Here is a 24,003-nt window from a genome sequence, read left to right as displayed (position 1 = left end):
AAAATGGAAAGCACGTCTTTTCTTTCCTTGGGAGAAAAGGCGTGCTTTTTCATTTATTCGGCTGCTTGACGTTTTATTGTCCAAAAAAAACGGATATTCTATAGTTAGTTTTCCTTCTTCGGTCACTCTTGAAATTTTCCGTAATACATTGTATAGTAAGAGTAAGGTCAAATATAGTCAAAGTCAACAAAGAGGCAGTGGGGTGTCCTTGTCAGCGGACGGCCCATCGCCAGGCAGCTTGGTTGTAAGGAAGGTGGTAGGTAGAGTGCCGAACATTTCCGACATCATTGAGCAATATTTAAAGCAAGTGCTCAATATGAGCGACCAAGATATCGTTGAAATTAAACGAAGCGAAATCGCTAATAAATTCCAATGTGTTCCGTCGCAGATCAACTATGTCATCAATACGAGGTTTACCCTTGAAAGAGGGTACATCGTCGAAAGCAAGCGCGGTGGCGGTGGGTATATCCGCATTATGAAAGTGAAGACAAAGAGTGAAGCACAGCTTATTGACCAGCTGCTCGAGCTTGTCGGCCACCGCATCAGCCAATCGAATGCCGAAGATGTGGTAAAACGTCTCGTTGAAGAAAAGGTAATTTCGGAGCGGGAAGCGAAAATTATGTTAAGCGCTATGGATCGTTCTGTTTTATATATCGATTTGCCCGAGCGGGACGAACTGCGGGCCCGTATGTTAAAAGCGATGCTGACGTCGCTGAAATACAAATAGGGGGAGGGGGAGGCATTGATTTGCCAAGAATGCAAGCAGCGGCCGGCCACGATGCACTTTACAAAAATTGTAAACGGAGAGAAAACGGAGTTCCATCTTTGCGAGCAATGCGCCAGAGAGCATGGCCATATGTTTACGTTCTACGGCAATGATGATTTTTCACTCAACAACTTGTTGGCGGGGCTTCTCAATTTTCAAGCGCCGATGAAAGAGATGACGGCGAACGCGTTTCCGAACCCGGATGTACTTCAATGTGAGACGTGCCAAATGACATACCATCAATTCACACAAATCGGGCGGTTCGGCTGCGCTAACTGCTACCGGACGTTTGCACGCTACTTGCCGCCGATTTTGAAACGGCTCCATAGCGGCAATACCGCTCATTCAGGAAAAATTCCGAAGCGAAAAGGCGGCGTTCTCCATTTGCGCAAGCAACTTGCTATGTTGAAACAAAAGCTTCAGGAGCTCGTCGCTCGTGAGGAATTCGAGCGGGCGGCCGAGGTGCGCGACCAAATCCGCTCGTTGGAGGATGAACTGCGTCGACGCGGAGAGGGGGATATGTAAGCGGTATGTCGTTCGAGAAGTTTTTCAATACGGCGGTCAGCGCGTGGATGAGCCAAGAGGGGCCGGATTCGGACATCGTCTTAAGCAGTCGCATCCGACTGGCGCGCAACATCGTTGACTTTCGTTTTCCAACGCTGTTTAGCAGTGAAGAAGCGATGCAAATCGTCGCGTTGTTTGAACGGACGTTCGCCCATCGTTCTTACGGAGGGGCAGGCCGCTTCGAGTTGTTGAAAATGTCGGAGCTTCAGCCGATTGAAAAACGGGTATTGGTAGAAAAACACTTAATTAGTCCGCATCTGGCTGAGGATTCGCCGTTTGGCGCTTGTCTGCTTTCGGAAAATGAAGAAATCAGCATCATGATCAACGAGGAGGATCATATCCGCATCCAATGCCTATTCCCGGGGTTGCAGCTTGCTGAGGCGCTCGAGGCGGCGAGCGAATTGGACGATTGGATTGAAGGGTATGTCAACTATGCCTTTGACGAGCGGCTTGGTTATTTAACGAGCTGCCCGACCAATGTCGGGACGGGATTGCGGGCTTCGGTGATGATGCATCTTCCGGCGCTTGTGCTGACGCAGCAAATTAACCGTATTATTCCTGCCATCAACCAGCTTGGGCTTGTTGTCCGTGGAACATACGGTGAAGGGAGTGAAGCGTTGGGAAATATATTCCAAATTTCCAACCAGATCACGCTTGGGAAATCGGAGGAAGACATTGTTGCTGATTTGCATACGATCGTTCAGCAGCTGATCGCCCAAGAAAGAGCGGCTCGTCAGGCATTAGTGAAAACTTTGGGCATACAATTAGAAGACAAGGTGTTCCGTTCATACGGCATACTGGCCAACTGTCGAGTCATCGAATCGAAAGAAGCGGCGCAATGTCTGTCCGATGTTCGCTTAGGGATTGATCTAGGATATATCAAGAACATCTCGCGCAACATTTTAAATGAGCTGATGATTTTGACGCAGCCGGGATTTTTGCAGCAATATGCCGGCGGGGCGCTTCGCCCTGAAGAACGGGACGTCCGCCGCGCGGCGCTGATCCGGGAGCGTTTAAAGATGGAGGAACGAAGAAAGATGGAGGGTGATGAACGATGATGTTTGGCAGATTTACGGAACGGGCGCAAAAAGTGCTGGCGCTGGCGCAGGAAGAAGCCATTCGCCTCGGCCATAACAATATCGGCACAGAACATATTTTGCTCGGCCTCATCCGCGAGGGCGAGGGGATCGCGGCTAAGGCGCTCATGGCGCTTGGGCTCGGCCCAGATAAAATCCAAAAAGAAGTCGAATCGCTCATCGGCCGTGGCAGTGAAGTGTCGCATACGATCCACTATACACCGCGGGCGAAAAAAGTAATTGAGCTGTCGATGGATGAAGCGCGGAAGCTCGGCCATTCATACGTCGGCACAGAACATATTTTGCTTGGGTTGATCCGCGAAGGCGAAGGGGTGGCCGCCCGCGTGCTGAACAACTTGGGAGTAAGCTTGAACAAAGCGCGCCAACAAGTGTTGCAGCTGCTTGGCAGCAATGAGTCGATGTCAGGCCATGGCGGCGGCGCGTCGCATGTGAGCACTCCGACGCTTGACAGCCTCGCCCGCGATTTGACAGCGATTGCCCGCGAAGGGCGGCTGGACCCGGTCATCGGCCGCAGTAAAGAAATTCAGCGCGTCATTGAAGTATTAAGCCGGCGGACGAAAAATAATCCGGTGTTGATCGGCGAGCCGGGCGTTGGGAAAACGGCCATTGCTGAAGGGTTAGCCCAACAAATCGTCAATAACGAAGTGCCGGAAACGCTGCGCGACAAGCGGGTCATGACGCTCGATATGGGGACGGTCGTCGCCGGAACGAAATACCGGGGGGAATTTGAAGACAGACTGAAAAAAGTGATGGATGAAATTCGTCAAGCGGGCAACATCATCTTGTTCATCGATGAGCTGCATACATTAATTGGCGCCGGTGGGGCGGAAGGAGCGATCGACGCGTCGAACATTTTGAAACCGGCGTTGGCGCGCGGGGAGCTTCAATGCATCGGCGCGACAACGCTCGATGAATACCGGAAATATATTGAAAAAGACGCCGCGCTTGAACGCCGCTTTCAGCCGATTTACGTTGATGAACCGACAGTGGAAGAATCGATCCAAATTTTAAAAGGGTTGCGCGATCGGTATGAAGCGCACCACCGCGTTTCGATTTCCGACGAGGCGATCGTGCAAGCCGTCAAGTTGTCCGACCGCTACATTACCGACCGTTTCTTGCCGGATAAGGCGATCGATTTGATCGACGAGGCTTGCTCGAAAGTGCGCCTTCGTTCGTTCACCGCACCGCCGAAATTGAAAGAACTTGAACAAAAGCTCGAGGAAGTGCGGAAAGAAAAAGACGCGGCCGTGCAAAGCCAAGAATTTGAAAAAGCGGCGTCGCTGCGCGATATGGAACAGCGGCTGCGCGAAGAACTGGAGGAAACGAAACGAGCGTGGAAAGAAAAACAAGGCCAAGAAAATTTGGAAGTGACGGTCGAAGACATCGCCGCGGTCGTCTCGAGTTGGACCGGCATTCCAGTATCGAAGCTCGCTGAGACGGAAACGGAGCGGCTGCTCAAGCTGGAAGAAATTTTGCATTCGCGTGTCGTCGGCCAAGACGAGGCGGTCAAAGCGGTCGCCAAAGCGGTGCGCCGCGCCCGTGCTGGCCTGAAAGACCCGAAACGCCCGATCGGTTCGTTCATTTTCCTTGGTCCGACCGGCGTTGGGAAAACGGAGTTGGCCCGAGCCTTGGCAGAAGCGATGTTTGGCGATGAAGACGCCCTCATTCGCATCGATATGTCCGAGTATATGGAAAAACACTCGACATCGCGGCTCATCGGGTCGCCGCCGGGGTATGTCGGTTATGAAGAAGGCGGCCAGCTGACGGAAAAAGTGCGCCGCAAGCCGTATTCGGTTGTCCTGTTAGATGAGATGGAAAAAGCGCATCCGGACGTGTTCAATATTTTGCTGCAAGTGTTGGAAGATGGGCGGCTGACTGACTCGAAAGGGCGGACGGTCGACTTCCGCAACACGATCATCATCATGACGTCCAACGTCGGCGCCGATGCGCTGAAACGGAATAAGTACGTTGGCTTCAACATTCAAGACGGGAACCAACAATACAAAGATATGAAAAGCAAAGTGATGGATGAGCTGAAAAAAGCATTCCGTCCAGAGTTTTTAAACCGGATCGACGAAATCATCGTCTTCCATTCGCTCGAAAAAGACCATCTGAAACAAATCGTCCGATTGATGGCCGATACGCTCGTGAAGCGGCTGAAAGAGCAAGACATCGATCTTGAGCTGACGGAGGCCGCCATTGAGAAAATCGCCGCCGAAGGGTTCGATCCAGAATACGGTGCCCGCCCGCTGCGCCGCGCCTTGCAAAAGCATGTTGAAGACCGTTTGTCCGAAGAATTGTTAAAAGGCACGATCGCCAAAGGGCAAAAAGTCGTCGTGGATGTCAAAGACGGGGAGTTTGTCGTATTGTCGAAACAGGCGGTCGTGTGAGGGAAGAAAAGGTATGCGGCAGCTTCCTGCCCATGCCTTTTTTTCGTTGGAAAACGTTACAGAAAGGGTTAAGATCGATGGCGAAGAAGAAAACGAAGTTCGTTTGCCAACAGTGTGGATATGAGTCGGCCAAATGGCTTGGACGCTGTCCGGGATGCCAAACTTGGAATTCGTTTGTTGAGGAAATTGAGCAGGAGAAACCGACTGTGCGCGGCGCATTTCTTCATTCGGAGCGCGCGGGTTCGGCCAAACCGGTCCCGATTACAGCCGTGGAGGCGGTGCAAGAGCCGCGCATGAAAACGAACAGCGCGGAGCTCGATCGCGTGTTGGGTGGTGGAATCGTCAAAGGTTCGCTCGTTTTGATCGGCGGCGACCCTGGTATTGGCAAATCAACGTTGCTTTTGCAAACATCGGCGCAGCTCGCTGCTGCTGGGCATAAAGTGCTGTATGTCTCTGGAGAGGAATCGGTAAAACAAGTAAAGCTGCGAGCTGGGCGTCTCCGTGCGGAGTGCGATCATCTGTATGTGTTGGCGGAAGCGGATTTGGAATATATTGTAACAGCGGTTGAAACCATTCAGCCCGCTTGTGTGATCATCGATTCGATTCAGACGATGTACCGTACGGACATCTCCTCCGCGCCAGGCAGCGTCGCCCAAGTGCGCGAATGCACGGCCGAGCTGATGAAGCTGGCGAAAACAAAAGGCATTGCTATTTTTATCGTCGGCCATGTGACGAAAGAAGGGGCGATCGCCGGGCCGCGTCTGCTCGAACATATGGTGGACACCGTTCTCTATTTTGAAGGGGAGCGGCATCATACGTATCGCATTTTGCGAGCGGTGAAAAACCGTTTTGGCTCAACGAACGAAATCGGCATTTTTGAGATGCGTGACATCGGATTGAAGGAAGTGGAAAACCCATCGGAAGTGTTTTTGGAAGAGCGGTCGCGCGGAGCGGCTGGCTCGACGGTCGTGGCGGCGATGGAAGGGACGCGGCCGGTGCTCGTCGAAATCCAGGCGCTTGTTTCACCGACAAGCTTCGGCAACCCGAGACGGATGGCGACCGGCCTTGACCATAACCGTGTGTCGCTTTTGATGGCCGTGCTCGAAAAGCGGGTTGGACTGCTGTTGCAAAACCAGGACGCCTACTTGAAAGTGGCGGGCGGAGTGAAGCTTGACGAGCCGGCAATTGACTTGGCGGTCGCTGTCAGCATCGCCTCGAGCTTTCGCGACCGGCCGACGAATCCAACGGACGTCATTATCGGTGAAGTCGGCTTGACTGGAGAAGTGCGCCGCGTCTCCCGCATCGAACAGCGCGTGCAAGAGGCGGTGAAGCTAGGCTTTTCCCGTGTCATTGTGCCAAAAAACAATTTAACGGGCTGGCAGCCGCCAAAAGGCGTTCATGTGATCGGCGTTTCGCATGTGGCCGAGGCGCTTGAGCATACAATGTGTTAACCGCTCTTTCGCCTGCGCGGCCCGCTTCTTCGCGCCCAAGGGGATATGAGCGATCAAAAATTCATCGCCTCTTCATTCTTAAGTGCTCAAGCAGAGGCATAAACAGCCTAAAAGAATTGAACCTTTTCGCTCTGATGTACGTAAAAAATAGTAGGGAGATCCGAAACAACTCCGGCGTTTGGCCGGCGTTTTCCGTCTATTGTTACAAGCAGATGTCGAATGTTCAAAAACGGTTAAAAATTGCCTTCCAATTGGTTTCAAACATTGGAAACTGTTTATAATGTTAAATAGGGAGGTGAAGATGGGCTGATGGTCAAACGCATTGTGCAATTATTTTTCCTCGCCGTGGGCGGAACGTTAGGCGCCATGTTTTTGCCTGACTTGCTTAAGCTGATGAATGTGAGCGGCATGCCGCTTCTCAATAATTCTTATACGCTGGCGGTGCTGGGGGCAGTCGTTTTCTTTTTGTTGACGTTTTGGCTTGTCGATTATGTCGTCGACATGATTCGCTGGGTGGAGGAAACGCTGGTGAAGGCGCCGGCCGCCGACGTGCTGTTTGGCAGTCTCGGGCTGATTTTCGGTCTTATTATCGCGTTTTTCGTTGTCATGCCGTTGCAGTCGTTTCACATTCAAGTGTTGAATACGGTGTTGCCGATTTTTTTGACGGTGTTGCTTGGCTACTTAGGGTTTCGTGTCGGTTTAAAGAAACGGAATGAGTTGATGAACTTATTTTCCTTGTCCAACCGCATGGCGAAGAAAAAAGGTGGAGAAGCGGAAAACGAACCGTCAAAGGGCGGTGCCGTGAAAATTTTGGATACGAGCGTCATCATCGACGGGCGGATTGCAGACATTTGCCAAACCGGGTTTTTGGAAGGGCCGCTTGTCATCCCTCGGTTTGTGCTCGAAGAATTGCAGCATATCGCCGATTCGTCCGACGTGCTGAAGCGGAACCGCGGCCGCCGCGGCTTGGATATTTTGAACCGCATCCAAAAAGAAATGGCGATGAAAGTGGAAATCCATGAAGCGGATTTCAGCGACGTCCAGGAAGTCGACAGCAAACTCGTCAAGCTGGCGAAGCAGCTTCAAGGCGTTGTCGTGACGAACGATTTCAATTTAAACAAAGTATGTGAGCTGCAAAACGTGCGTGTTTTGAATATCAACGATTTGGCGAATGCCGTCAAACCGGTCGTGCTGCCAGGCGAGGAGCTGAACGTACACGTCATTAAAGATGGGAAGGAGCATAACCAAGGCGTCGCCTATTTGGACGACGGGACGATGATCGTCGTCGAAGATGGCAAAGAATATATCGGCAAACGGGTTGACGTGTTAGTCACCAGCGTGTTACAAACATCTGCAGGGAGAATGATTTTTGCCAAATTGAAACTGCTGCAAAAAGCGTTGTAAAACGAATAGGGGAAACGGCCAATGAATTACGAAGCGATTGTCTTGGCGGCCGGGCAAGGAAAGCGGATGAACGCCGGCATGAACAAGCAATTCCTTGAGCTTGGCGGCGAGCCTCTCATCGTTCGGACGCTGGAAGTGTTTGAGCGCGATGAGCGGTGCGTTCGCATTGTGCTTGTCGTCAACCCGGCCGAGCGAAGCCGATTTGAGCAGCTGCTCGCCCGCTTTCGCATTCGAAAAGTCGCCGCGCTTGCCGACGGCGGCGAGGAGCGGCAGCATAGCGTCTATAACGGATTGCAGGCGCTCGAGGGGGAGGAGATTGTTCTCATCCATGACGGCGCCCGCCCGTTTGTCCGCGTCCATCATTTGCACGAGCTAGTGAACGCCGCCGTTCAGTACGGGGCGGCGATCCCGGCAGTGCGGGTGAAAGATACGATCAAAAAAGCGAACGGTTTGTTTGTCGAACAGACGATTGATCGTTCCAGCTTGTGGGCGGTGCAGACGCCACAAGCTTTTCGTCTGTCTTTGATCATGGAAGCGCACAAAGCGGCGAAACAGGCTGGCTATCTCGGCACGGATGACGCCAGCCTTGTGGAGCGAATCGGCAAGCCGGTGAAGATCATTGAAGGGGATTATCGCAATATTAAGCTGACGACGCCGGAGGACCTTTTGTTTGCTGAGGCGATTTTGGCAAGCCGCATGGCCGAATAGATGGGGGTGGAGAGATGTTTCGCATTGGACAAGGGTTTGACGTCCATCAGCTTGTTGAAGGGCGTCCGCTGATCATTGGCGGCGTCACCATTCCGTATGAAAAGGGGCTGCTCGGCCACTCAGATGCCGACGTGCTGCTTCATGCGGTGGCGGACGCATGCCTTGGGGCGATCGGCGCCGGCGATATCGGCCGACATTTTCCGGACACAGATCCGCGCTTTAAAGATGCCGACTCGGCTGAGCTGTTGGCGCACGTATGGGCGCTCGCTCGGCAGGAAGGGTATAGGCTCGTGAACGCCGACTGCACGATCATCGCACAAAAGCCGAAGATGGCGCCGTATATTGAAGAAATGAGGGCGGTGATCGCTCGGTTGCTGGAAGCCGAGCGCTCGCAAGTCAATGTGAAGGCAACGACGACGGAGAAGCTCGGATTCACTGGGCGGGGGGAAGGCATTGCCGCCCAGGCGGTCGTCTTGCTGCAAAAAAGCTAATGGAGCGGCCTTTGGCAACATCATTTGGGAGACCTCGTTCCTTAATACATAAGCGCTTTGTTCGCCGTCCTGGCTAGGAGGTGTAAAGGGGGCGTCGGCGGCGTGGCGCTGCCTAGGCGAGAGCCGTCTGTTTTGAACTTTGCCGCTATAAACGGTACAATAATAGCACAAGCTTTGATGGAAGTGGAGGGTTTGGATGATGGCAAAAGAGGTGCGCGTGCGCTATGCGCCGAGCCCAACCGGCCATTTGCATATCGGCGGTGCGCGGACAGCGCTGTTTAACTATTTGTTCGCCCGCCATCACGGTGGAAAAATGATCGTCCGCATCGAGGATACGGATATTGAACGGAACATCGAAGGCGGCGAAAAGTCGCAGCTCGAAAACTTAAAATGGCTCGGCATTGATTATGATGAATCGATTGATAAAGATGGCGGCTACGGGCCGTACCGGCAAACGGAGCGGCTCGATATTTACCGAAAATATGTGAATGAATTGCTTGAGCAAGGGCATGCGTACCAATGTTTTTGCACGCCGGAAGAGCTCGAGCGCGAGCGGGAGGCGCAGCGGGCGGCCGGCATCGCCGCTCCGCAGTATAGCGGCAAATGCCGCCATTTGACGCCGGAGCAGGTCGCGGAGCTCGAGGCGCAAGGGAAGCCGTATACGATCCGCCTGAAGGTGCCGGAAGGGAAAACGTACGAGTTTTACGATTTAGTGCGCGGCAAAGTGGTGTTTGAATCGAAAGATGTCGGCGGCGATTGGGTGATTGTAAAGGCCAATGGCATTCCGACATACAATTTCGCTGTTGTCATCGATGACCATTTAATGGAAATCAGCCATGTGTTTCGCGGTGAGGAACATTTGTCCAATACGCCGAAGCAGCTCATGGTATACGAGTATTTCGGCTGGGAGCCGCCGCAGTTCGCGCACTTGACGTTGATCGTCAACGAGCAGCGGAAAAAGCTGTCTAAGCGCGATGAATCGATCATTCAGTTCGTCTCGCAATACAAAGAACTTGGCTATTTGCCGGAAGCGATGTTCAACTTTTTCGCTTTGCTTGGCTGGTCGCCGGAAGGAGAGGAAGAAATTTTTACGAAAGACGAACTGATCCGCATGTTCGATGTCTCCCGGCTGTCAAAATCGCCGTCCATGTTTGATACGAAAAAGCTGACATGGATGAACAACCAATATATCAAAAAGCTTGATCTTGACCGGCTTGTTGAGCTGGCCTTGCCGCATTTAGTGAAAGCCGGGCGCCTGCCGGCGGATATGACTGACGAACAGCGGCAATGGGCGCGCGATTTAATTGCTTTGTATCAAGAGCAAATGAGCTACGGGGCGGAGATCGTCCCGCTGTCTGAGCTGTTCTTTAAAGAAGAAATCGACTACGAGGACGAGGCGCGTCAAGTGCTCGCTGAAGAGCAAGTGCCGGCTGTGCTTTCCACCTTCCTTGAGAGCGTGCGTGAGCTTGAGCCGTTTACGGCAGACGAGATTAAAGCGGCCATTAAAGCGGTGCAAAAGGCGACCGGGCAAAAAGGGAAAAAGTTGTTTATGCCGATTCGCGCGGCGGTGACTGGACAAACGCACGGACCGGAGCTGCCGTTTGCCATTCAGCTGCTCGGCAAAGAAAAAGTGATCGAGCGGCTGGAGCGGGCGTTGCAAGAAAAATTTTAATCGGCCTCTATGCACGTTTGCATGATGGATGTGGTATAATAATATAAAATTTCGATGGAACAAGCGCATAAGGAAAAAGCGTTGACGAGGAGAAGTAGGAAGCATCGGCATCCCAGAGAGAGCCGCCTTGGCTGGAAGCGGCTTATGTTCGGTGCTGTCCGAAGTGCGCCTCGGAGCCTCCTTTCGAACCGGAACAGAGACGTTCTGCAGTAGAGGGGAGCGGAGCATCTCCGTTATCGGAATCGAGTGAGCGAAACGGCGCCCCGTTTCGCTAAACAGAGTGGAACCGCGCCAAAAGCGTCTCTGTGTCTTCGGCACAGGGACGCTTTTTTATTCAAGACAACTTAGAGGGATGGAGGGAGGACATCATGTTTAAAACGTTAAAAGAGGATATTGAGGTCATTTTTGAGCAAGACCCGGCGGCGAGAAGCTATTTGGAAGTCATTTTAACGTATTCCGGCCTGCATGCCATCTGGGCGCATCGGATCGCCCATGCGCTTTACAAGCGGAAATTTTACTTTCTTGCCCGCTTGATTTCGCAAATCAGCCGCTTTTTCACTGGCATTGAAATCCATCCGGGCGCGAAAATCGGCCGCCGCTTTTTCATCGACCACGGCATGGGCGTGGTGATCGGCGAAACGTGCGAAATCGGCGACAATGTCACCGTCTATCAAGGGGTCACATTAGGCGGGACAGGGAAAGAAAAAGGGAAGCGGCACCCGACGATCAAAGACAACTGTTTGATCGCTGCCGGCGCGAAAGTGCTCGGTTCGATTACGATCGGGGAAAACTCGAAAATCGGCGCTGGGTCGGTCGTGTTAAAAGACGTACCGCCCAATTCGACCGTCGTTGGCATTCCGGGCCGCGTCGTTGTGCGCGACGGGGTGAAAGTGAAGAAAGATTTAAATCATACCGACCTGCCTGACCCGATCGCCGACCGGTTTCGGGAGCTTGAAGAGGAAATCGCCCGGCTGAAAAGCGAGCTTGAGGCATTGAAACAACAAGAAAGGAAGAACGAGTATGAGCAGCATCCGGCTTTATAATACGCTGACGCGAAAAAAAGAACCGTTTGAGCCGCTGGAGCCGAATAAAGTGAAAATGTATGTGTGCGGCCCGACCGTCTATAATTATATTCACATCGGCAATGCTCGGGCCGCCATCGTTTTTGACACGATCCGCCGCTATTTGGAGTTCCGCGGCTATGATGTGACGTATGTATCGAACTTTACCGACGTCGATGACAAGCTGATCAAAGCGGCCCGCGAGCTCGGCGAGAGCGTGCCGGCGATCGCCGAGCGGTTTATTGAGGCGTATTTTGAAGACATTCAGGCGCTTGGCTGCAAAAAAGCGGACATCCATCCGCGGGTGACCGAAAACATTGATACGATTATCGAATTCATTCAGGCGCTCATTGACAAAGGATATGCCTACGAAGTCGACGGCGACGTGTATTACCGGACGCGCAAGTTCCGCGAATACGGCAAGCTGTCTCATCAATCGATCGATGAGCTGCAAGCTGGGGCGCGCATCGAAATTGGGGAGAAAAAAGACGATCCACTTGATTTCGCCCTTTGGAAAGCAGCGAAGGAAGGAGAAATTTGTTGGGACAGCCCATGGGGGAAAGGGCGGCCTGGTTGGCATATCGAATGCTCGGCGATGGCGCGCAAATATTTGGGCGATACGATCGATATCCACGCTGGCGGCCAAGACTTAACATTCCCGCACCATGAAAACGAAATCGCCCAGTCGGAGGCGCTGACCGGCAAACCGTTCGCGAAATATTGGCTGCACAATGGGTATTTAAATATTAACAACGAAAAAATGTCGAAGTCGCTTGGCAATTTCGTGCTCGTTCACGATATCATCCGGCAGATCGACCCGCAAGTGCTGCGGTTTTTCATGCTGTCGGTGCATTACCGCCATCCGATCAACTACAGTGAGGAACTGCTTGAGAGCGCGCGGCGAGGACTCGAGCGCCTGAAGACGGCGTACGGCAATTTGCAGCATCGCTTGCAGGCAAGCACGAACTTAACGGACAATGACGAGGAATGGCTGTCGCGCATTGCGGACATCCGCGCCTCGTTTATCCGTGAAATGGACGACGATTTCAACACAGCCAACGGCATTGCCGTATTGTTTGAACTGGCGAAGCAGGCCAACTTGTACTTGCAGGAAAAAACGACATCCGAGAAGGTCATTCACGCGTTTTTGCGCGAGTTCGAACAGCTGGCGGACATACTAGGGCTCACCTTAAAGCAAGACGAGTTGCTTGATGAGGAAATCGAGGCGTTGATCCAAAAGCGCAATGAAGCGCGGAAAAACCGCGATTTTGCGCTGGCCGACCGCATTCGCGACGAGCTGAGGGCGAAAAACATCATTTTGGAAGACACGCCGCAAGGAACGAGATGGAAACGGGGATAGCACGCGATGATGGCGGAGTTTGAAACGGTCAACGATGTGAAGCAGTTGAATGGACTGGCGCTTGCCTATATTGGCGATGCGGTTTACGAGGTGTATGTGCGCCGCCATTTGCTTGCTGGCGGCAGCGTGCGGCCGCATGAGCTGCATCGGCGGGCGGTTCGCTATGTGTCGGCGCGGGCGCAAGCGCAAGTGATTTTGGCGTTGCTTGACGAGGGCGTCCTGACCGAGGAGGAAAAGGACATCGTCCGCCGCGGCCGCAATGCCAAATCAGGCACGATCCCGAAAAATACGGACGTGCAAACATACCGGCATAGCACGGCCTTTGAGGCGCTCATCGGTTATCATTTTTTGGTTAATAATGAAAAGCGGGTTGATGAGCTGATCGGCCGTTCGTTTGCCATTATTGAAAGAGAAGAAAGGGCGTTGGAATGATGGACTACATTATCGGCAAAAATCCGGTCATTGAAGCGCTCAAAGCCGGGCGTGACATCAATAAAATTTGGATCGCTGAAGGGGCGCAGCGCCATACCGTCGAACCTGTGCTTGAATGGGCGAAGCGGCGGGGCGTGCTCGTCCAATATGTCCCGAAGCGCAAGCTTGACCAGATGGCTGAAGGTGCTCATCAAGGGGTTGTCGCTCAGGCGGCGGCCTACCGCTACTATGAAATCGATGACTTGTTCGCTCGCGCCGCCGAGCGGGGCGAGGCGCCGTTTTTTCTCATCTTGGACGAGCTTGAGGATCCGCATAATTTAGGGGCCATTATGCGCACCGCTGATGCGGTCGGGGCGCACGGCCTCATCATTCCGAAGCGGCGTTCGGTTGGGCTGACCCAAACGGTGGCGAAGGCGTCGACCGGGGCGATTGAGCACGTTCCGGTCGCGCGTGTGACAAACTTGGCGCGGACGATTGACGAGCTGAAAGAGCGCGGAGTGTGGGTAGCCGGAACGGATGCATCGGCTCAAGACGACTACCGCTCGCTCGATGGCACGATGCCGCTGGCGCTCGTAATCGGGAGCGAAGGAAAAGGGATCAGCCGCCTAGTGCTTGAAAAGTGCGATTTCTTGTTCCGGTTGCCGATGCGCGGCCATGTCACCTCGCTCAATGCCTCTGTCGCCGCCAGCCTGCTCATGTACGAGGTGTACCGGAAGCGGTATCCGTTGGGAGAATAGCCGATGAACATTTTGATTGTCGACGGCTATAACATCATCGGAGCGTGGCCGGAGCTGCGCCGGCTGAAAGAAGAGGGCGATCTGGCAGCGGCAAGGGATTTATTGATTGAAAAAATGGCTGACTACAAAGGATTCACCGGGGACCATGTCGTAATCGTATTCGATGCCCACCTCGTGCAAGGAAACGAGAAAAAGTATAAACATTACGACGTCGACGTCATTTTTACAAAGGAACATGAGACGGCCGATGAGCGAATTGAACGGTTGGCGAAAACATTGATGAATGCGCGCACAAAAGTGTATGTCGCTACCTCCGACTACACCGAACAATGGACGGTGTTCGGCCAAGGCGCTCTGCGCAAGTCGGCGCGCGAGCTATTAGATGAAGTCGAGACGGTTGAGCGGGACATTTCCCAAAAAGTAAAAGCGATGCGGCAGCGCACTCCGATCTCCAAAGTTCCGCTAAATGATAGAATTGCTGAAATTTTTGAAAAATGGCGAAGAGGAGAAAAATGAGCGGTTGACGCTGTAAAAATTTGTCCTGTATAATACATGTTAGCGATTGATGCGGTCGGGGGGATCAGCGTGGGGGAATGCTTGAAAGCAATGAAAGGGAAAGATTATCATCAGCTGGACGATGAGCAGCTTGTTGCGCTCGTTCACGAAGGGGATGGGGAAGCACTTGATTTTTTAATCCATAAATATCAAAACTTTGTGCGCGCCAAAGCTCGCTCCTATTTTTTAGTCGGAGCTGATCGGGAAGATATCGTGCAGGAAGGAATGATCGGTCTGTATAAGGCCGTCCGCGATTTTAAGGGGGACAAGCTTTCCTCATTTAAAGCATTTGCAGAACTTTGCATCACAAGGCAAATGATTACCGCGATTAAAACGGCGACCCGCCAAAAGCATATTCCGCTCAATTCTTACGTTTCCTTGGATAAGCCGATTTATGATGACGAGTCGGATCGGACGCTGATGGATGTGTTGTCCGGCACGCAGGTGACGGACCCGGAACAATTGATTGTCAACCGCGAGGAAGTCGACGATATTGAACTAAAGATGGCGGAGCTGCTCAGCGACCTCGAGCGGAAAGTGCTCGCTTTGTATTTGGATGGGCGCTCATACCAGGAAATTTCCGAAGAGCTGAACCGCCATGTCAAGTCGATCGACAATGCTTTACAGCGCGTCAAGCGGAAGCTCGAGAAATATTTGGAATACCGCGAGATCAGTTTGTAGCATCGCACCGCCGCATCAAAAGATGTCATTGACAGCGAAACAGCCAATATGATAAATTTTTATGGACATCTCGCAGGAACGGTGGAATGCTGATGCGCAAAAAGTGACGCTGGCTTGCGCGCAGTGCGGGAGCCGAAACTATACGGCAGCAAAACAAATACGTCGCCTTGGTGAGCGCCGTATGGCCAACAAGTTTTGCTCAACATGCAACAAACATACGATCCATCGCGAGACGGAATAGGCGGTGGAGATAGTTTTGAACGATGATGGAGGTACGAGTGATGCAGCGAGTAACCAGCTTTTTAAAAGAAGTCGTACGCGAGCTGAAAAAAGTGAGTTGGCCAAACCGGAAGGAGTTAGTGAACTACACGGCGGTCGTGTTGGCCACGGTGGCGTTTTTCACCGTCTTTTTTGCCGTTGTGGACCTCGGCATTTCTGAGTTGATTCGCCTCGTGTTTGAATAAGCGGGCGAAGGATATGTTATAATGAAAGATAATCGCGCGCGTATGGAACCCGGCAACGGGTTTTTGTTTTGCGCAAAAAAACAAGACGAAAACCGCCCTGGGGAGGCTCGCTGATGGAAAAAAACTGGTATGTCGTCCATACATATTCGGGATATGAAAACAAAGTGAAAGCCAATTTGGAAAAACGCGTCGAATCGATGGGAATGCAAGATAAAATTTTTCGCGTCGTCGTTCCGGAAGAGACGGAAACGGACGTCAAAAACGGGAAACGGAAAACGACGAAAAAGAAAGTGTTCCCTGGCTATGTGCTCGTTGAGATGGTCATGACGGATGACTCATGGTATGTCGTGCGCAACACGCCGGGCGTCACTGGATTTGTCGGCTCAAGCGGGGCTGGTTCGAAACCGACGCCGCTTATGGAGGAAGAAGTGAAAATGATCTTGAAGCGGATGGGCATGCCGCTTGCCGAGGTTGACGTCGACTATGAGGTAAATGAAACGGTGCGGATCAAAGAAGGTCCGTTTGCGAACTTTACAGGGAAAATTGAAGCGATTGACCCGGATAAACATAAAGTGAAGCTGCTTGTCGATATGTTTGGGCGCGAAACACGGGTGGAACTTGAGTTTTCGCAAATAGAAAAAATCTAATGGATAAAGAACTTGCAATTGCTAGGGAAAAGTGATACTATTTTAAGGTCAGTATGTCTCTTAAACGGAGGCATATCGCGATGAACTTATACACTTGTATAAGGGAGCCATTTTGTTTTTACGCTGATCCTCTCAACTGGAACGGGAGATAGGAAAACGGCTCAGTAGACCGGAGCCGGATGAGTGGGAGGGGCAATCCCTAATACCACATCACGGACTTAAGGAGGTGTGTCTCGTGGCGAAAAAAGTAATCAAGGTCGTCAAACTGCAAATTCCTGCCGGGAAAGCGAATCCGGCGCCGCCAGTAGGTCCTGCGTTGGGTCAAGCCGGTGTCAATATTATGGCGTTTTGCAAAGAGTTTAATGCCCGTACGGCTGACCAAGCAGGGTTGATCATTCCGGTTGAAATTACGGTTTTTGAAGACCGTTCATTTACATTCATCACGAAAACGCCGCCAGCCGCTGTATTGCTGAAAAAAGCGGCGGGCATTGAATCGGGCTCCGGCGAACCGAACCGCAACAAAGTGGCGACAATTAAACGCGACAAAGTGCGCGAGATCGCCGAGCTGAAAATGCCGGATTTGAATGCGGCGAGCATTGAGGCGGCCATGCGCATGATCGAAGGCACGGCCCGCAGCATGGGTATTGTGATCGAAGATTAAGGATGAATGGTGCGTGTGGAAAGGTTGCGTATTCCGCAACCTTTCTCAATGGAGAAAGGGCCGTCCGGCAAGCGTACGGCTGGATAATGGTCAAAATGGGAATCTAATGCAATCCCTCGCTTAAGGCCTGTTGCCAGGAATAAGCACAGGAGGATCGTGGGAGGTTTTTTCCGCTAAAACCACAATCGAGGAGGAATTTCACATGCCAAAAAGAGGGAAGAAATATTTAGAAGCACTGAAGCTCGTCGACCGCTCCAAAGCATACCCGATTGCTGAAGCGATCGAGCTCGTGAAAAAAACGAACATCGCGAAATTCGATGCCACAGTGGAAGTGGCGTTCCGTTTGGGCGTTGACCCGAAAAAAGCGGACCAACAAATTCGCGGCGCCGTCGTCCTGCCGCACGGCACAGGGAAAGTGGCGCGCGTGTTGGTGTTCGCGAAAGGGGAAAAAGCGAAGGAAGCAGAAGCGGCTGGCGCTGACTATGTCGGCGATACAGAATATATCAACAAAATCCAGCAAGGCTGGTTTGACTTTGATGTTGTTGTCGCTACGCCGGACATGATGGGGGAAGTCGGGAAACTCGGCCGCATTTTAGGGCCGAAAGGGTTGATGCCAAACCCGAAAACCGGAACAGTCACGTTTGACGTAGCAAAAGCGGTGCAAGAAATCAAGGCTGGTAAAGTGGAATACCGCGTCGACAAAGCGGGCAACATCCACGTTCCGATCGGCAAAGTGTCGTTTGACAACGAGAAATTGGCTGAAAACTTCACGGCCGTTTATGAAGCAATTTTGAAAGCCAAACCGGCGGCGGCAAAAGGGACGTACGTGAAAAACGTCACGATTACGTCGACAATGGGCCCTGGCATCAAGGTTGACCCGTCCACGGTTGCTGTTGCACAATAACCGTTGACTTTTGTTTGTCCGTCTGTTAAAATGCCATTTGGCTGAACAAATGAATATCATTTGTACCGTAGACAGTAGGTGCCTGTTTGAGGCTTAATTTCCTACCGAGGTATGTGGACGATAGAACAGCGCGCCCCGCGCCGGGAACGAGCGGCGGTGCGTTGAACGACACCTCCATGTCTACGCGGCATGGAGGTTTTTTATTGAGCGAACGGTATAAGTGGTATTCTCTCATTTTCCTTACAGGAGGTGCAGGACGTGTCGAGCGCGATTGAACTGAAAAAACAAGTGGTCGCGGAAATCGCAGACAAATTCCGGGCCAGCAAGGCGACCGTCATCGTTGATTACCGCGGCCTAAACGTGGCAGAAATGACCGAGTTGCGCAAACAGCTGCGCGAGGCAGGCGTCGAGTTTAAAGTGTACAAAAACACCTTAACCCGCCGGGCGCTCGCGGAAGTCGGCTTGGAAGGACTGGATGAAGTGTTCACCGGTCCAAATGCCATCGCCTTCAGCAATGAAGATGTCGTGGCGCCGGCAAAAATTTTAAGCGAGTTTGCGAAAACGCATGAAGCATTGGAAATCAAAGGCGGCGTCATCGAAGGGAACATCGCCAGCAAAGAAGAAATCGATGCGTTGGCGAAACTCCCGTCCCGCGAAGGGTTGCTTTCGATGTTGCTTAGCGTTCTTCAAGCCCCGATCCGCAACTTTGCTCTTGCGGTTAAAGCGGTGGCTGACAAGCAAGAGGAACAAGGCGCATAATGGCGCATCGATATGTGCTTAACGATCATTCAGAAAACAAAGGAGGAAGTTGTGATGACGAAAGAACAAATCATTGAAGCAGTGAAAAATATGACGGTATTGGAATTAAACGAATTGGTGAAAGCGATCGAAGAAGAATTCGGCGTAACGGCTGCGGCTCCGGTTGTTGTTGCGGGTGGCGCAGCAGCTGGCGGTGAAGCGGCGGCAGAAAAAACGGAATTCGACGTCATTCTTGCCGACGCCGGCGCGCAAAAAATCAAAGTTATCAAAGTCGTTCGCGAAATCACTGGTCTCGGCTTGAAAGAAGCAAAAGACTTGGTCGACAACACGCCGAAGCCGATCAAAGAAGGCATTGCGAAAGAAGAAGCCGAAGAAATCAAAGCAAAACTCGAAGAAGCTGGCGCGAAAGTCGAAATCAAGTAATGGCTGCGCCATTGAAAAAAGAGGTTGGCCCGAGCAAGGGGCAGCCTCTTTTTTGTTAACACTATATAACAGAAGGCGGTGCAGCCTGCCGACAAGAAGGAGGGGATGATGATGAGCGAGCATTATTACTCAGTCAATCCGACGTCGGAGCGAAACCCGCAAACGTGGACGTACGTGCTGCGGGGGCATGAATTCCGCTTTACGACCGACAGCGGAGTGTTTTCGAAGCGCGAAGTCGACTTTGGCACACGCCTGTTAATTGAAACGTTCGAGGAGCCGGGAGTGGCTGGGGATTTGTTGGATGTCGGCTGCGGATATGGGCCGATCGGGCTTGCCTTGGCCAAATCGTTTCCAGACCGGCGCATCCATATGATTGATGTCAACGAGCGAGCGCTCGAGCTGGCGCAGGAAAACAAACAGGCAAACGGGATTGACAATGCGGTGATTTACAAAAGCGATCTTTTTTCGGAAGTCGGAGAACAGCGATTTGCAGCGGTCGTCACCAATCCGCCGATCCGGGCTGGCAAACGGGTTGTTCACGCGATTTTTGAACAAAGCCGCGATCATCTGCTCGATCACGGCGAGCTATGGGTCGTCATTCAAAAAAAGCAAGGCGCCCCATCTGCCTTGCAAAAACTGAACGAATGCTTTCCCGCTGTAGAAGTCGTCGCGAAGAAAAAAGGATATTATATCATAAAGGCGAAAAAATGTTGACACCGTTTTTTTATTGTGGTAACATTATAAAATGCTAAATATGCACATTTCCCGTGCAGAGGGGATGACGTATAATTTTGGACGCAATGGAAACAATGATAAAATCAATAAGCAACGAACCATATGGTTTTCTATTGGAATAGAAACCATTTTCTTTTTTTCTCCGTTCAACGCCTGGTTTCCTCGCGCCGGGAGCGTGTTAAATCCCCTAAATGAAACGGCGGTGCACGCAACGAAGCCGTTTCCGTCCGGATGGCGGGGGCCGGCCGCATGCATGCCTAGCGCTTTGCCCCGGAATGACGGAGCGGCCAGTCCGCCTTGACGGCATTGATTGCTGAGCGGGGCGGATGATGGAGCTGTTCCGGTTCCGGTTTTCACTAATGTCTACATTTGAGGGGTGAATCACTCTTGACAGGCCGACTAGTTCAATACGGGCGACACCGCCAACGCAGAAGCTATGCACGCATCAGCGAAGTGCTGGAATTGCCGAACTTGATCGAAATTCAAACGTCCTCCTACCAATGGTTTCTCGATGAAGGACTGCGGGAAATGTTTAGGGAAATTTCCCCGATTGAAGACTTTTCCGGCAATCTCTCGCTTGAATTTATCGACTATAGTTTAGGAGAACCGAAATATACGGTCGAAGAGGCGAAAGAACGCGACGTTACATATGCGGCGCCGCTTCGCGTCAAAGTTCGCCTGATCAATAAAGAAACGGGCGAAGTGAAGGAACAAGACGTGTTTATGGGCGATTTTCCGCTCATGACGGAAACCGGAACGTTTATTATCAACGGGGCGGAACGCGTCATCGTTTCCCAGCTCGTCCGTTCGCCAAGCGTTTATTACAGCGACAAAGTCGATAAAAACGGCAAACGCGGCTACTCGGCGACAGTGATTCCGAACCGCGGCGCATGGCTTGAATATGAAACCGATGCGAAAGACGTCGTTTACGTTCGCATCGACCGCACCCGTAAACTGCCGGTTACGGTGCTTCTCCGTGCGCTTGGGTTCAGCTCCGATCAAGAAATCATCGATCTGCTCGGCGACAACGAATACTTGCGCAATACGCTTGAAAAAGATAATACCGACAGCACGGAAAAAGCGTTGATTGAAATTTACGAGCGTCTTCGTCCGGGAGAGCCGCCGACGCTTGAGAATGCGAAAAATTTGCTGGCGTCGCGCTTTTTTGACCCGAAACGCTATGACTTGGCGAGCGTAGGGCGCTATAAAATCAACAAAAAACTTCATATTAAAAACCGTTTGTTCAATCAACGGATCGCCGAAACGATTGCCGATCCGGAAACAGGAGAAGTCATCGCCGAAGCTGGAGCGATGATCGACCGCCGTATGCTCAATCGTCTGCTTCCGTACTTGGAAAAAGGTGTAGGCCTAAAGACGTACCGCCCGGCCGAAGGGGTGGTGGACGGGGACATTTCGGTGCAAACGATCAAAATTTATGCCCCGAATGACCCGGAAGGCCAAAAAGTGATCAACGTCATCGGCAACGGCTTTATCGCCGAGGATGTCAAACATATTACACCGGCTGACATCATTGCATCGATCAGCTATTTCTTCAACTTGCTCCACGGCGTCGGCGATACGGATGACATCGACCATTTAGGCAACCGCCGCCTCCGTTCGGTCGGTGAGCTGCTGCAAAACCAATTCCGCATCGGCCTGTCGCGCATGGAGCGCGTCGTGCGCGAGCGCATGTCGATCCAAGATACGAACACGATTACGCCGCAGCAACTCATCAACATCCGTCCAGTGATCGCGGCGATCAAAGAGTTTTTCGGCAGCTCGCAGCTGTCACAGTTCATGGACCAAACGAACCCATTGGCCGAACTGACGCACAAGCGGCGTCTGTCCGCGCTTGGCCCTGGCGGATTGACACGCGAGCGCGCCGGGTTTGAGGTGCGCGACGTTCACTATTCGCACTACGGGCGGATGTGTCCGATCGAAACGCCGGAAGGTCCGAACATCGGGCTCATCAACTCGCTATCCACCTACGCGAAAGTGAACAAGTTCGGCTTTATTGAAACCCCATACCGGCGCGTCGATCCGGAAACGGGGCGGGTGACGGACCAAATCGATTATTTGACAGCTGATGAAGAGGACAATTACGTTGTAGCGCAGGCGAACGTACCGCTTGCGGAGGACGGCACGTTCCTTGAAGAAAACGTTGTCGCCCGTTTCCGCGGCGAGAACATCGTCGTCAAGCGCGATCGCGTCGACTACATGGACGTTTCGCCGAAGCAAGTCGTCTCGGCAGCGACGGCGTGCATCCCATTTTTGGAAAACGACGACTCGAACCGCGCGCTGATGGGGGCGAACATGCAGCGGCAAGCCGTGCCGCTGTTGGAACCGGAAGCGCCGATCGTCGGCACGGGGATGGAGTATGTTTCGGCGAAAGACTCGGGCGCAGCGGTCATTTGCAAGCACCGCGGCATCGTCGAGCGCGTCGAAGCAAAGGAAATTTGGGTGCGTCGGCTGGTTGAAGTGGACGGCAAAGAAGTCAAGGGTGATCTAGATAAATATCGGCTGCTGAAATTCGTTCGTTCGAACCAAGGCACGTGCTACAACCAGCGGCCGATCGTGAAAAAAGGCGATATCGTTGAGAAGGGCGAAATTTTGGCCGATGGCCCGTCGATGGATAAGGGCGAATTGGCGCTTGGCCGCAACGTGCTTGTCGCCTTTATGACATGGGACGGTTACAACTACGAAGATGCGATCATCATGAGCGAACGGCTCGTCAAAGAAGACGTGTATACGTCGATCCATATTGAAGAGTATGAAGCCGAATCGCGCGATACGAAGCTCGGTCCGGAAGAAATTACGCGCGACATTCCAAACGTCGGTGAGGATGCGCTGAAAAACTTGGATGAACGCGGCATCGTCCGCATCGGCGCAGAAGTGAAAGACGGCGACTTGCTCGTCGGCAAAGTGACGCCAAAAGGAATGACCGAGCTGACAGCGGAAGAGCGGCTTTTGCACGCGATCTTCGGCGAAAAAGCGCGCGAGGTGCGTGATACGTCGTTGCGCGTCCCGCACGGCGGCGGCGGCATCGTCCTTGACGTGAAAGTATTCAACCGCGAAGACGGCGACGAGCTTCCGCCGGGCGTCAATCAACTGGTTCGCGTCTATATTGTGCAAAAGCGGAAAATTTCCGAGGGCGACAAAATGGCAGGCCGCCACGGGAACAAAGGGGTTATTTCCCGCATTTTGCCGGAGGAAGATATGCCATTCTTGCCGGATGGCACGCCGATTGACATCATGTTAAACCCACTCGGCGTTCCGTCGCGGATGAACATCGGGCAAGTATTTGAGCTGCACCTTGGCATGGCGGCGAAAAAACTCGGCTTGCACATCGCCTCCCCGGTCTTTGACGGGGCGACGGAGGAAGACGTTTGGAACATCCTCGAAGAGGCAGGTCTAGCGCGCGATGCAAAAACGGTGCTGTATGACGGACGGACGGGCGAACCGTTTGACAACCGCGTGTCAGTTGGGATCATGTACATGATCAAGCTCGCCCACATGGTCGACGACAAGCTTCATGCCCGTTCCACCGGTCCGTACTCACTCGTCACTCAGCAGCCGCTCGGTGGCAAGGCGCAGTTCGGCGGCCAGCGCTTTGGCGAGATGGAAGTATGGGCGCTTGAGGCGTATGGGGCGGCATACACGCTGCAAGAAATTTTGACCGTCAAGTCCGACGATGTCGTCGGCCGTGTCAAAACGTACGAGGCGATTGTCAAAGGGGAAAACATTCCGGAGCCGGGTGTGCCGGAGTCGTTTAAAGTGTTGATCAAAGAGTTGCAAAGCTTGGGCATGGACGTCACGATTTTGACGAGCGATGAACAAGAAGTGAACATGGAAAACTTTGATGATGATGATGACCATGCACCGGATGCCATCATGGTGGACGTCAAACCGGCCGAACGGGAAGAAGCCGGCGAAGAGAAAGATGCGGTGACGAAAGAATAAACCGGCCATAACGGCCAGGCGGGGAGCTATTCCCCGCCATTGGCCGCTTGAGCGAACGGAAAACCGACGGATCAAAAAGGG

General features: G+C 52.5%; 24 protein-coding genes and 2 other annotated features. All 24 genes read left to right on the top strand.

Annotated features, from left to right (window positions below; all coding sequences use genetic code 11):
• Positions 1-265: 265 nt before the first annotated feature.
• The 24 genes from ctsR to rpoB all read left to right on the top strand — a co-directional run bounded on the left by ctsR (position 266) and on the right by rpoB (position 23,922).
• Positions 266-727, top strand: a complete 462-nt coding sequence (gene ctsR, locus BRO54_RS07845) for a transcriptional regulator CtsR (RefSeq protein WP_011229590.1) — start codon at positions 266-268, stop codon at positions 725-727.
• 15 nt (positions 728-742) lie between these two features.
• Positions 743-1,291, top strand: a complete 549-nt coding sequence (locus BRO54_RS07840; protein ID WP_011229591.1) for a protein-arginine kinase activator protein McsA — start codon at positions 743-745, stop codon at positions 1,289-1,291.
• Positions 1,292-1,296: 5 nt separating this feature from the next.
• The gene (locus tag BRO54_RS07835) at positions 1,297-2,388 is read left to right on the top strand and encodes a protein-arginine kinase McsB (RefSeq protein ID WP_011229592.1); all 1,092 of its coding nucleotides are present in this window, start codon (positions 1,297-1,299) and stop codon (positions 2,386-2,388) included.
• On the top strand, positions 2,385-4,817 hold the full coding sequence (gene clpC / locus BRO54_RS07830; RefSeq protein WP_011229593.1) for an ATP-dependent protease ATP-binding subunit ClpC: 2,433 nt from the start codon (positions 2,385-2,387) through the stop codon (positions 4,815-4,817). The genes BRO54_RS07835 and clpC overlap by 4 nt, the downstream gene beginning before the upstream one ends.
• A gap of 77 nt (positions 4,818-4,894) precedes the next feature.
• Positions 4,895-6,268 carry a DNA repair protein RadA gene (radA, locus tag BRO54_RS07825; RefSeq protein WP_074043611.1) on the top strand — a complete coding sequence of 458 codons (1,374 nt, stop codon included), beginning with the start codon at positions 4,895-4,897 and terminating at the stop codon, positions 6,266-6,268.
• A gap of 309 nt (positions 6,269-6,577) precedes the next feature.
• Positions 6,578-7,672, top strand: coding sequence for a PIN/TRAM domain-containing protein (locus tag BRO54_RS07820; RefSeq protein ID WP_074043610.1), 1,095 nt, complete (start codon positions 6,578-6,580; stop codon positions 7,670-7,672).
• A 21-nt stretch (positions 7,673-7,693) separates the two neighbouring features.
• Positions 7,694-8,380, top strand: a complete 687-nt coding sequence (gene ispD / locus BRO54_RS07815) for a 2-C-methyl-D-erythritol 4-phosphate cytidylyltransferase (protein WP_074043609.1) — start codon at positions 7,694-7,696, stop codon at positions 8,378-8,380.
• A 14-nt stretch (positions 8,381-8,394) separates the two neighbouring features.
• Positions 8,395-8,871 carry a 2-C-methyl-D-erythritol 2,4-cyclodiphosphate synthase gene (gene ispF, locus BRO54_RS07810; RefSeq protein ID WP_012820473.1) on the top strand — a complete coding sequence of 159 codons (477 nt, stop codon included), beginning with the start codon at positions 8,395-8,397 and terminating at the stop codon, positions 8,869-8,871.
• A 199-nt stretch (positions 8,872-9,070) separates the two neighbouring features.
• Positions 9,071-10,543 carry a glutamate--tRNA ligase gene (gene gltX, locus BRO54_RS07805; RefSeq protein ID WP_074043613.1) on the top strand — a complete coding sequence of 491 codons (1,473 nt, stop codon included), beginning with the start codon at positions 9,071-9,073 and terminating at the stop codon, positions 10,541-10,543.
• A gap of 72 nt (positions 10,544-10,615) precedes the next feature.
• Positions 10,616-10,851: a binding site (T-box leader), on the top strand.
• On the top strand, positions 10,849-11,586 hold the full coding sequence (gene cysE / locus BRO54_RS07800; protein ID WP_074043608.1) for a serine O-acetyltransferase: 738 nt from the start codon (positions 10,849-10,851) through the stop codon (positions 11,584-11,586). It overlaps the preceding feature by 3 nt.
• Positions 11,564-12,964: a cysteine--tRNA ligase gene (gene cysS / locus BRO54_RS07795; RefSeq protein WP_074043607.1), complete on the top strand. Its 1,401-nt coding sequence runs from the start codon at positions 11,564-11,566 to the stop codon at positions 12,962-12,964. Before cysE ends, cysS begins: the two co-directional genes overlap by 23 nt.
• Before the next feature lie 6 nt (positions 12,965-12,970).
• Positions 12,971-13,396, top strand: coding sequence for a Mini-ribonuclease 3 (locus BRO54_RS07790; protein WP_014194591.1), 426 nt, complete (start codon positions 12,971-12,973; stop codon positions 13,394-13,396).
• Complete coding sequence (gene rlmB, locus BRO54_RS07785) at positions 13,396-14,133, top strand: 23S rRNA (guanosine(2251)-2'-O)-methyltransferase RlmB (protein ID WP_074043606.1); 738 nt, start codon at positions 13,396-13,398, stop codon at positions 14,131-14,133. Before BRO54_RS07790 ends, rlmB begins: the two co-directional genes overlap by 1 nt.
• A gap of 3 nt (positions 14,134-14,136) precedes the next feature.
• The gene (locus tag BRO54_RS07780; RefSeq protein WP_012820478.1) at positions 14,137-14,649 is read left to right on the top strand and encodes an NYN domain-containing protein; all 513 of its coding nucleotides are present in this window, start codon (positions 14,137-14,139) and stop codon (positions 14,647-14,649) included.
• Between the two features lie 36 nt (positions 14,650-14,685).
• Positions 14,686-15,369 (top strand): RNA polymerase sporulation sigma factor SigH, encoded by a 684-nt coding sequence (sigH, locus tag BRO54_RS07775; protein WP_013143979.1) that lies wholly within the window; start codon positions 14,686-14,688, stop codon positions 15,367-15,369.
• Positions 15,370-15,430: 61 nt separating this feature from the next.
• Entirely contained in the window at positions 15,431-15,610 is a 180-nt protein-coding gene (gene rpmG / locus BRO54_RS07770) for a 50S ribosomal protein L33 (protein WP_074043605.1), read from the top strand.
• Between the two features lie 40 nt (positions 15,611-15,650).
• Positions 15,651-15,833 carry a preprotein translocase subunit SecE gene (secE, locus tag BRO54_RS07765; protein WP_074043604.1) on the top strand — a complete coding sequence of 61 codons (183 nt, stop codon included), beginning with the start codon at positions 15,651-15,653 and terminating at the stop codon, positions 15,831-15,833.
• Between the two features lie 113 nt (positions 15,834-15,946).
• Positions 15,947-16,480: a transcription termination/antitermination protein NusG gene (nusG, locus tag BRO54_RS07760; protein ID WP_012820482.1), complete on the top strand. Its 534-nt coding sequence runs from the start codon at positions 15,947-15,949 to the stop codon at positions 16,478-16,480.
• Between the two features lie 235 nt (positions 16,481-16,715).
• The gene (gene rplK / locus BRO54_RS07755) at positions 16,716-17,141 is read left to right on the top strand and encodes a 50S ribosomal protein L11 (protein ID WP_011229608.1); all 426 of its coding nucleotides are present in this window, start codon (positions 16,716-16,718) and stop codon (positions 17,139-17,141) included.
• Between the two features lie 202 nt (positions 17,142-17,343).
• Positions 17,344-18,045 (top strand): 50S ribosomal protein L1, encoded by a 702-nt coding sequence (gene rplA / locus BRO54_RS07750; protein ID WP_074043603.1) that lies wholly within the window; start codon positions 17,344-17,346, stop codon positions 18,043-18,045.
• A 47-nt stretch (positions 18,046-18,092) separates the two neighbouring features.
• Positions 18,093-18,256, top strand: a sequence feature (ribosomal protein L10 leader region).
• 47 nt (positions 18,257-18,303) lie between these two features.
• On the top strand, positions 18,304-18,804 hold the full coding sequence (gene rplJ, locus BRO54_RS07745) for a 50S ribosomal protein L10 (protein WP_033017249.1): 501 nt from the start codon (positions 18,304-18,306) through the stop codon (positions 18,802-18,804).
• Between the two features lie 54 nt (positions 18,805-18,858).
• The gene (gene rplL / locus BRO54_RS07740; protein WP_074043602.1) at positions 18,859-19,227 is read left to right on the top strand and encodes a 50S ribosomal protein L7/L12; all 369 of its coding nucleotides are present in this window, start codon (positions 18,859-18,861) and stop codon (positions 19,225-19,227) included.
• A 111-nt stretch (positions 19,228-19,338) separates the two neighbouring features.
• The gene (locus tag BRO54_RS07735) at positions 19,339-19,941 is read left to right on the top strand and encodes a class I SAM-dependent methyltransferase (protein ID WP_074043601.1); all 603 of its coding nucleotides are present in this window, start codon (positions 19,339-19,341) and stop codon (positions 19,939-19,941) included.
• A 408-nt stretch (positions 19,942-20,349) separates the two neighbouring features.
• Positions 20,350-23,922, top strand: a complete 3,573-nt coding sequence (gene rpoB, locus BRO54_RS07730; protein ID WP_074043600.1) for a DNA-directed RNA polymerase subunit beta — start codon at positions 20,350-20,352, stop codon at positions 23,920-23,922.
• Positions 23,923-24,003 lie beyond the last annotated feature (81 nt).

This window comes from Geobacillus proteiniphilus (genome assembly GCF_001908025.1).
Lineage (GTDB): Bacteria > Bacillota > Bacilli > Bacillales > Anoxybacillaceae > Geobacillus > Geobacillus proteiniphilus.
Note: the sequence above shows the minus strand (reverse complement) of the source record. Positions and strands in the feature narration are given on the sequence as shown.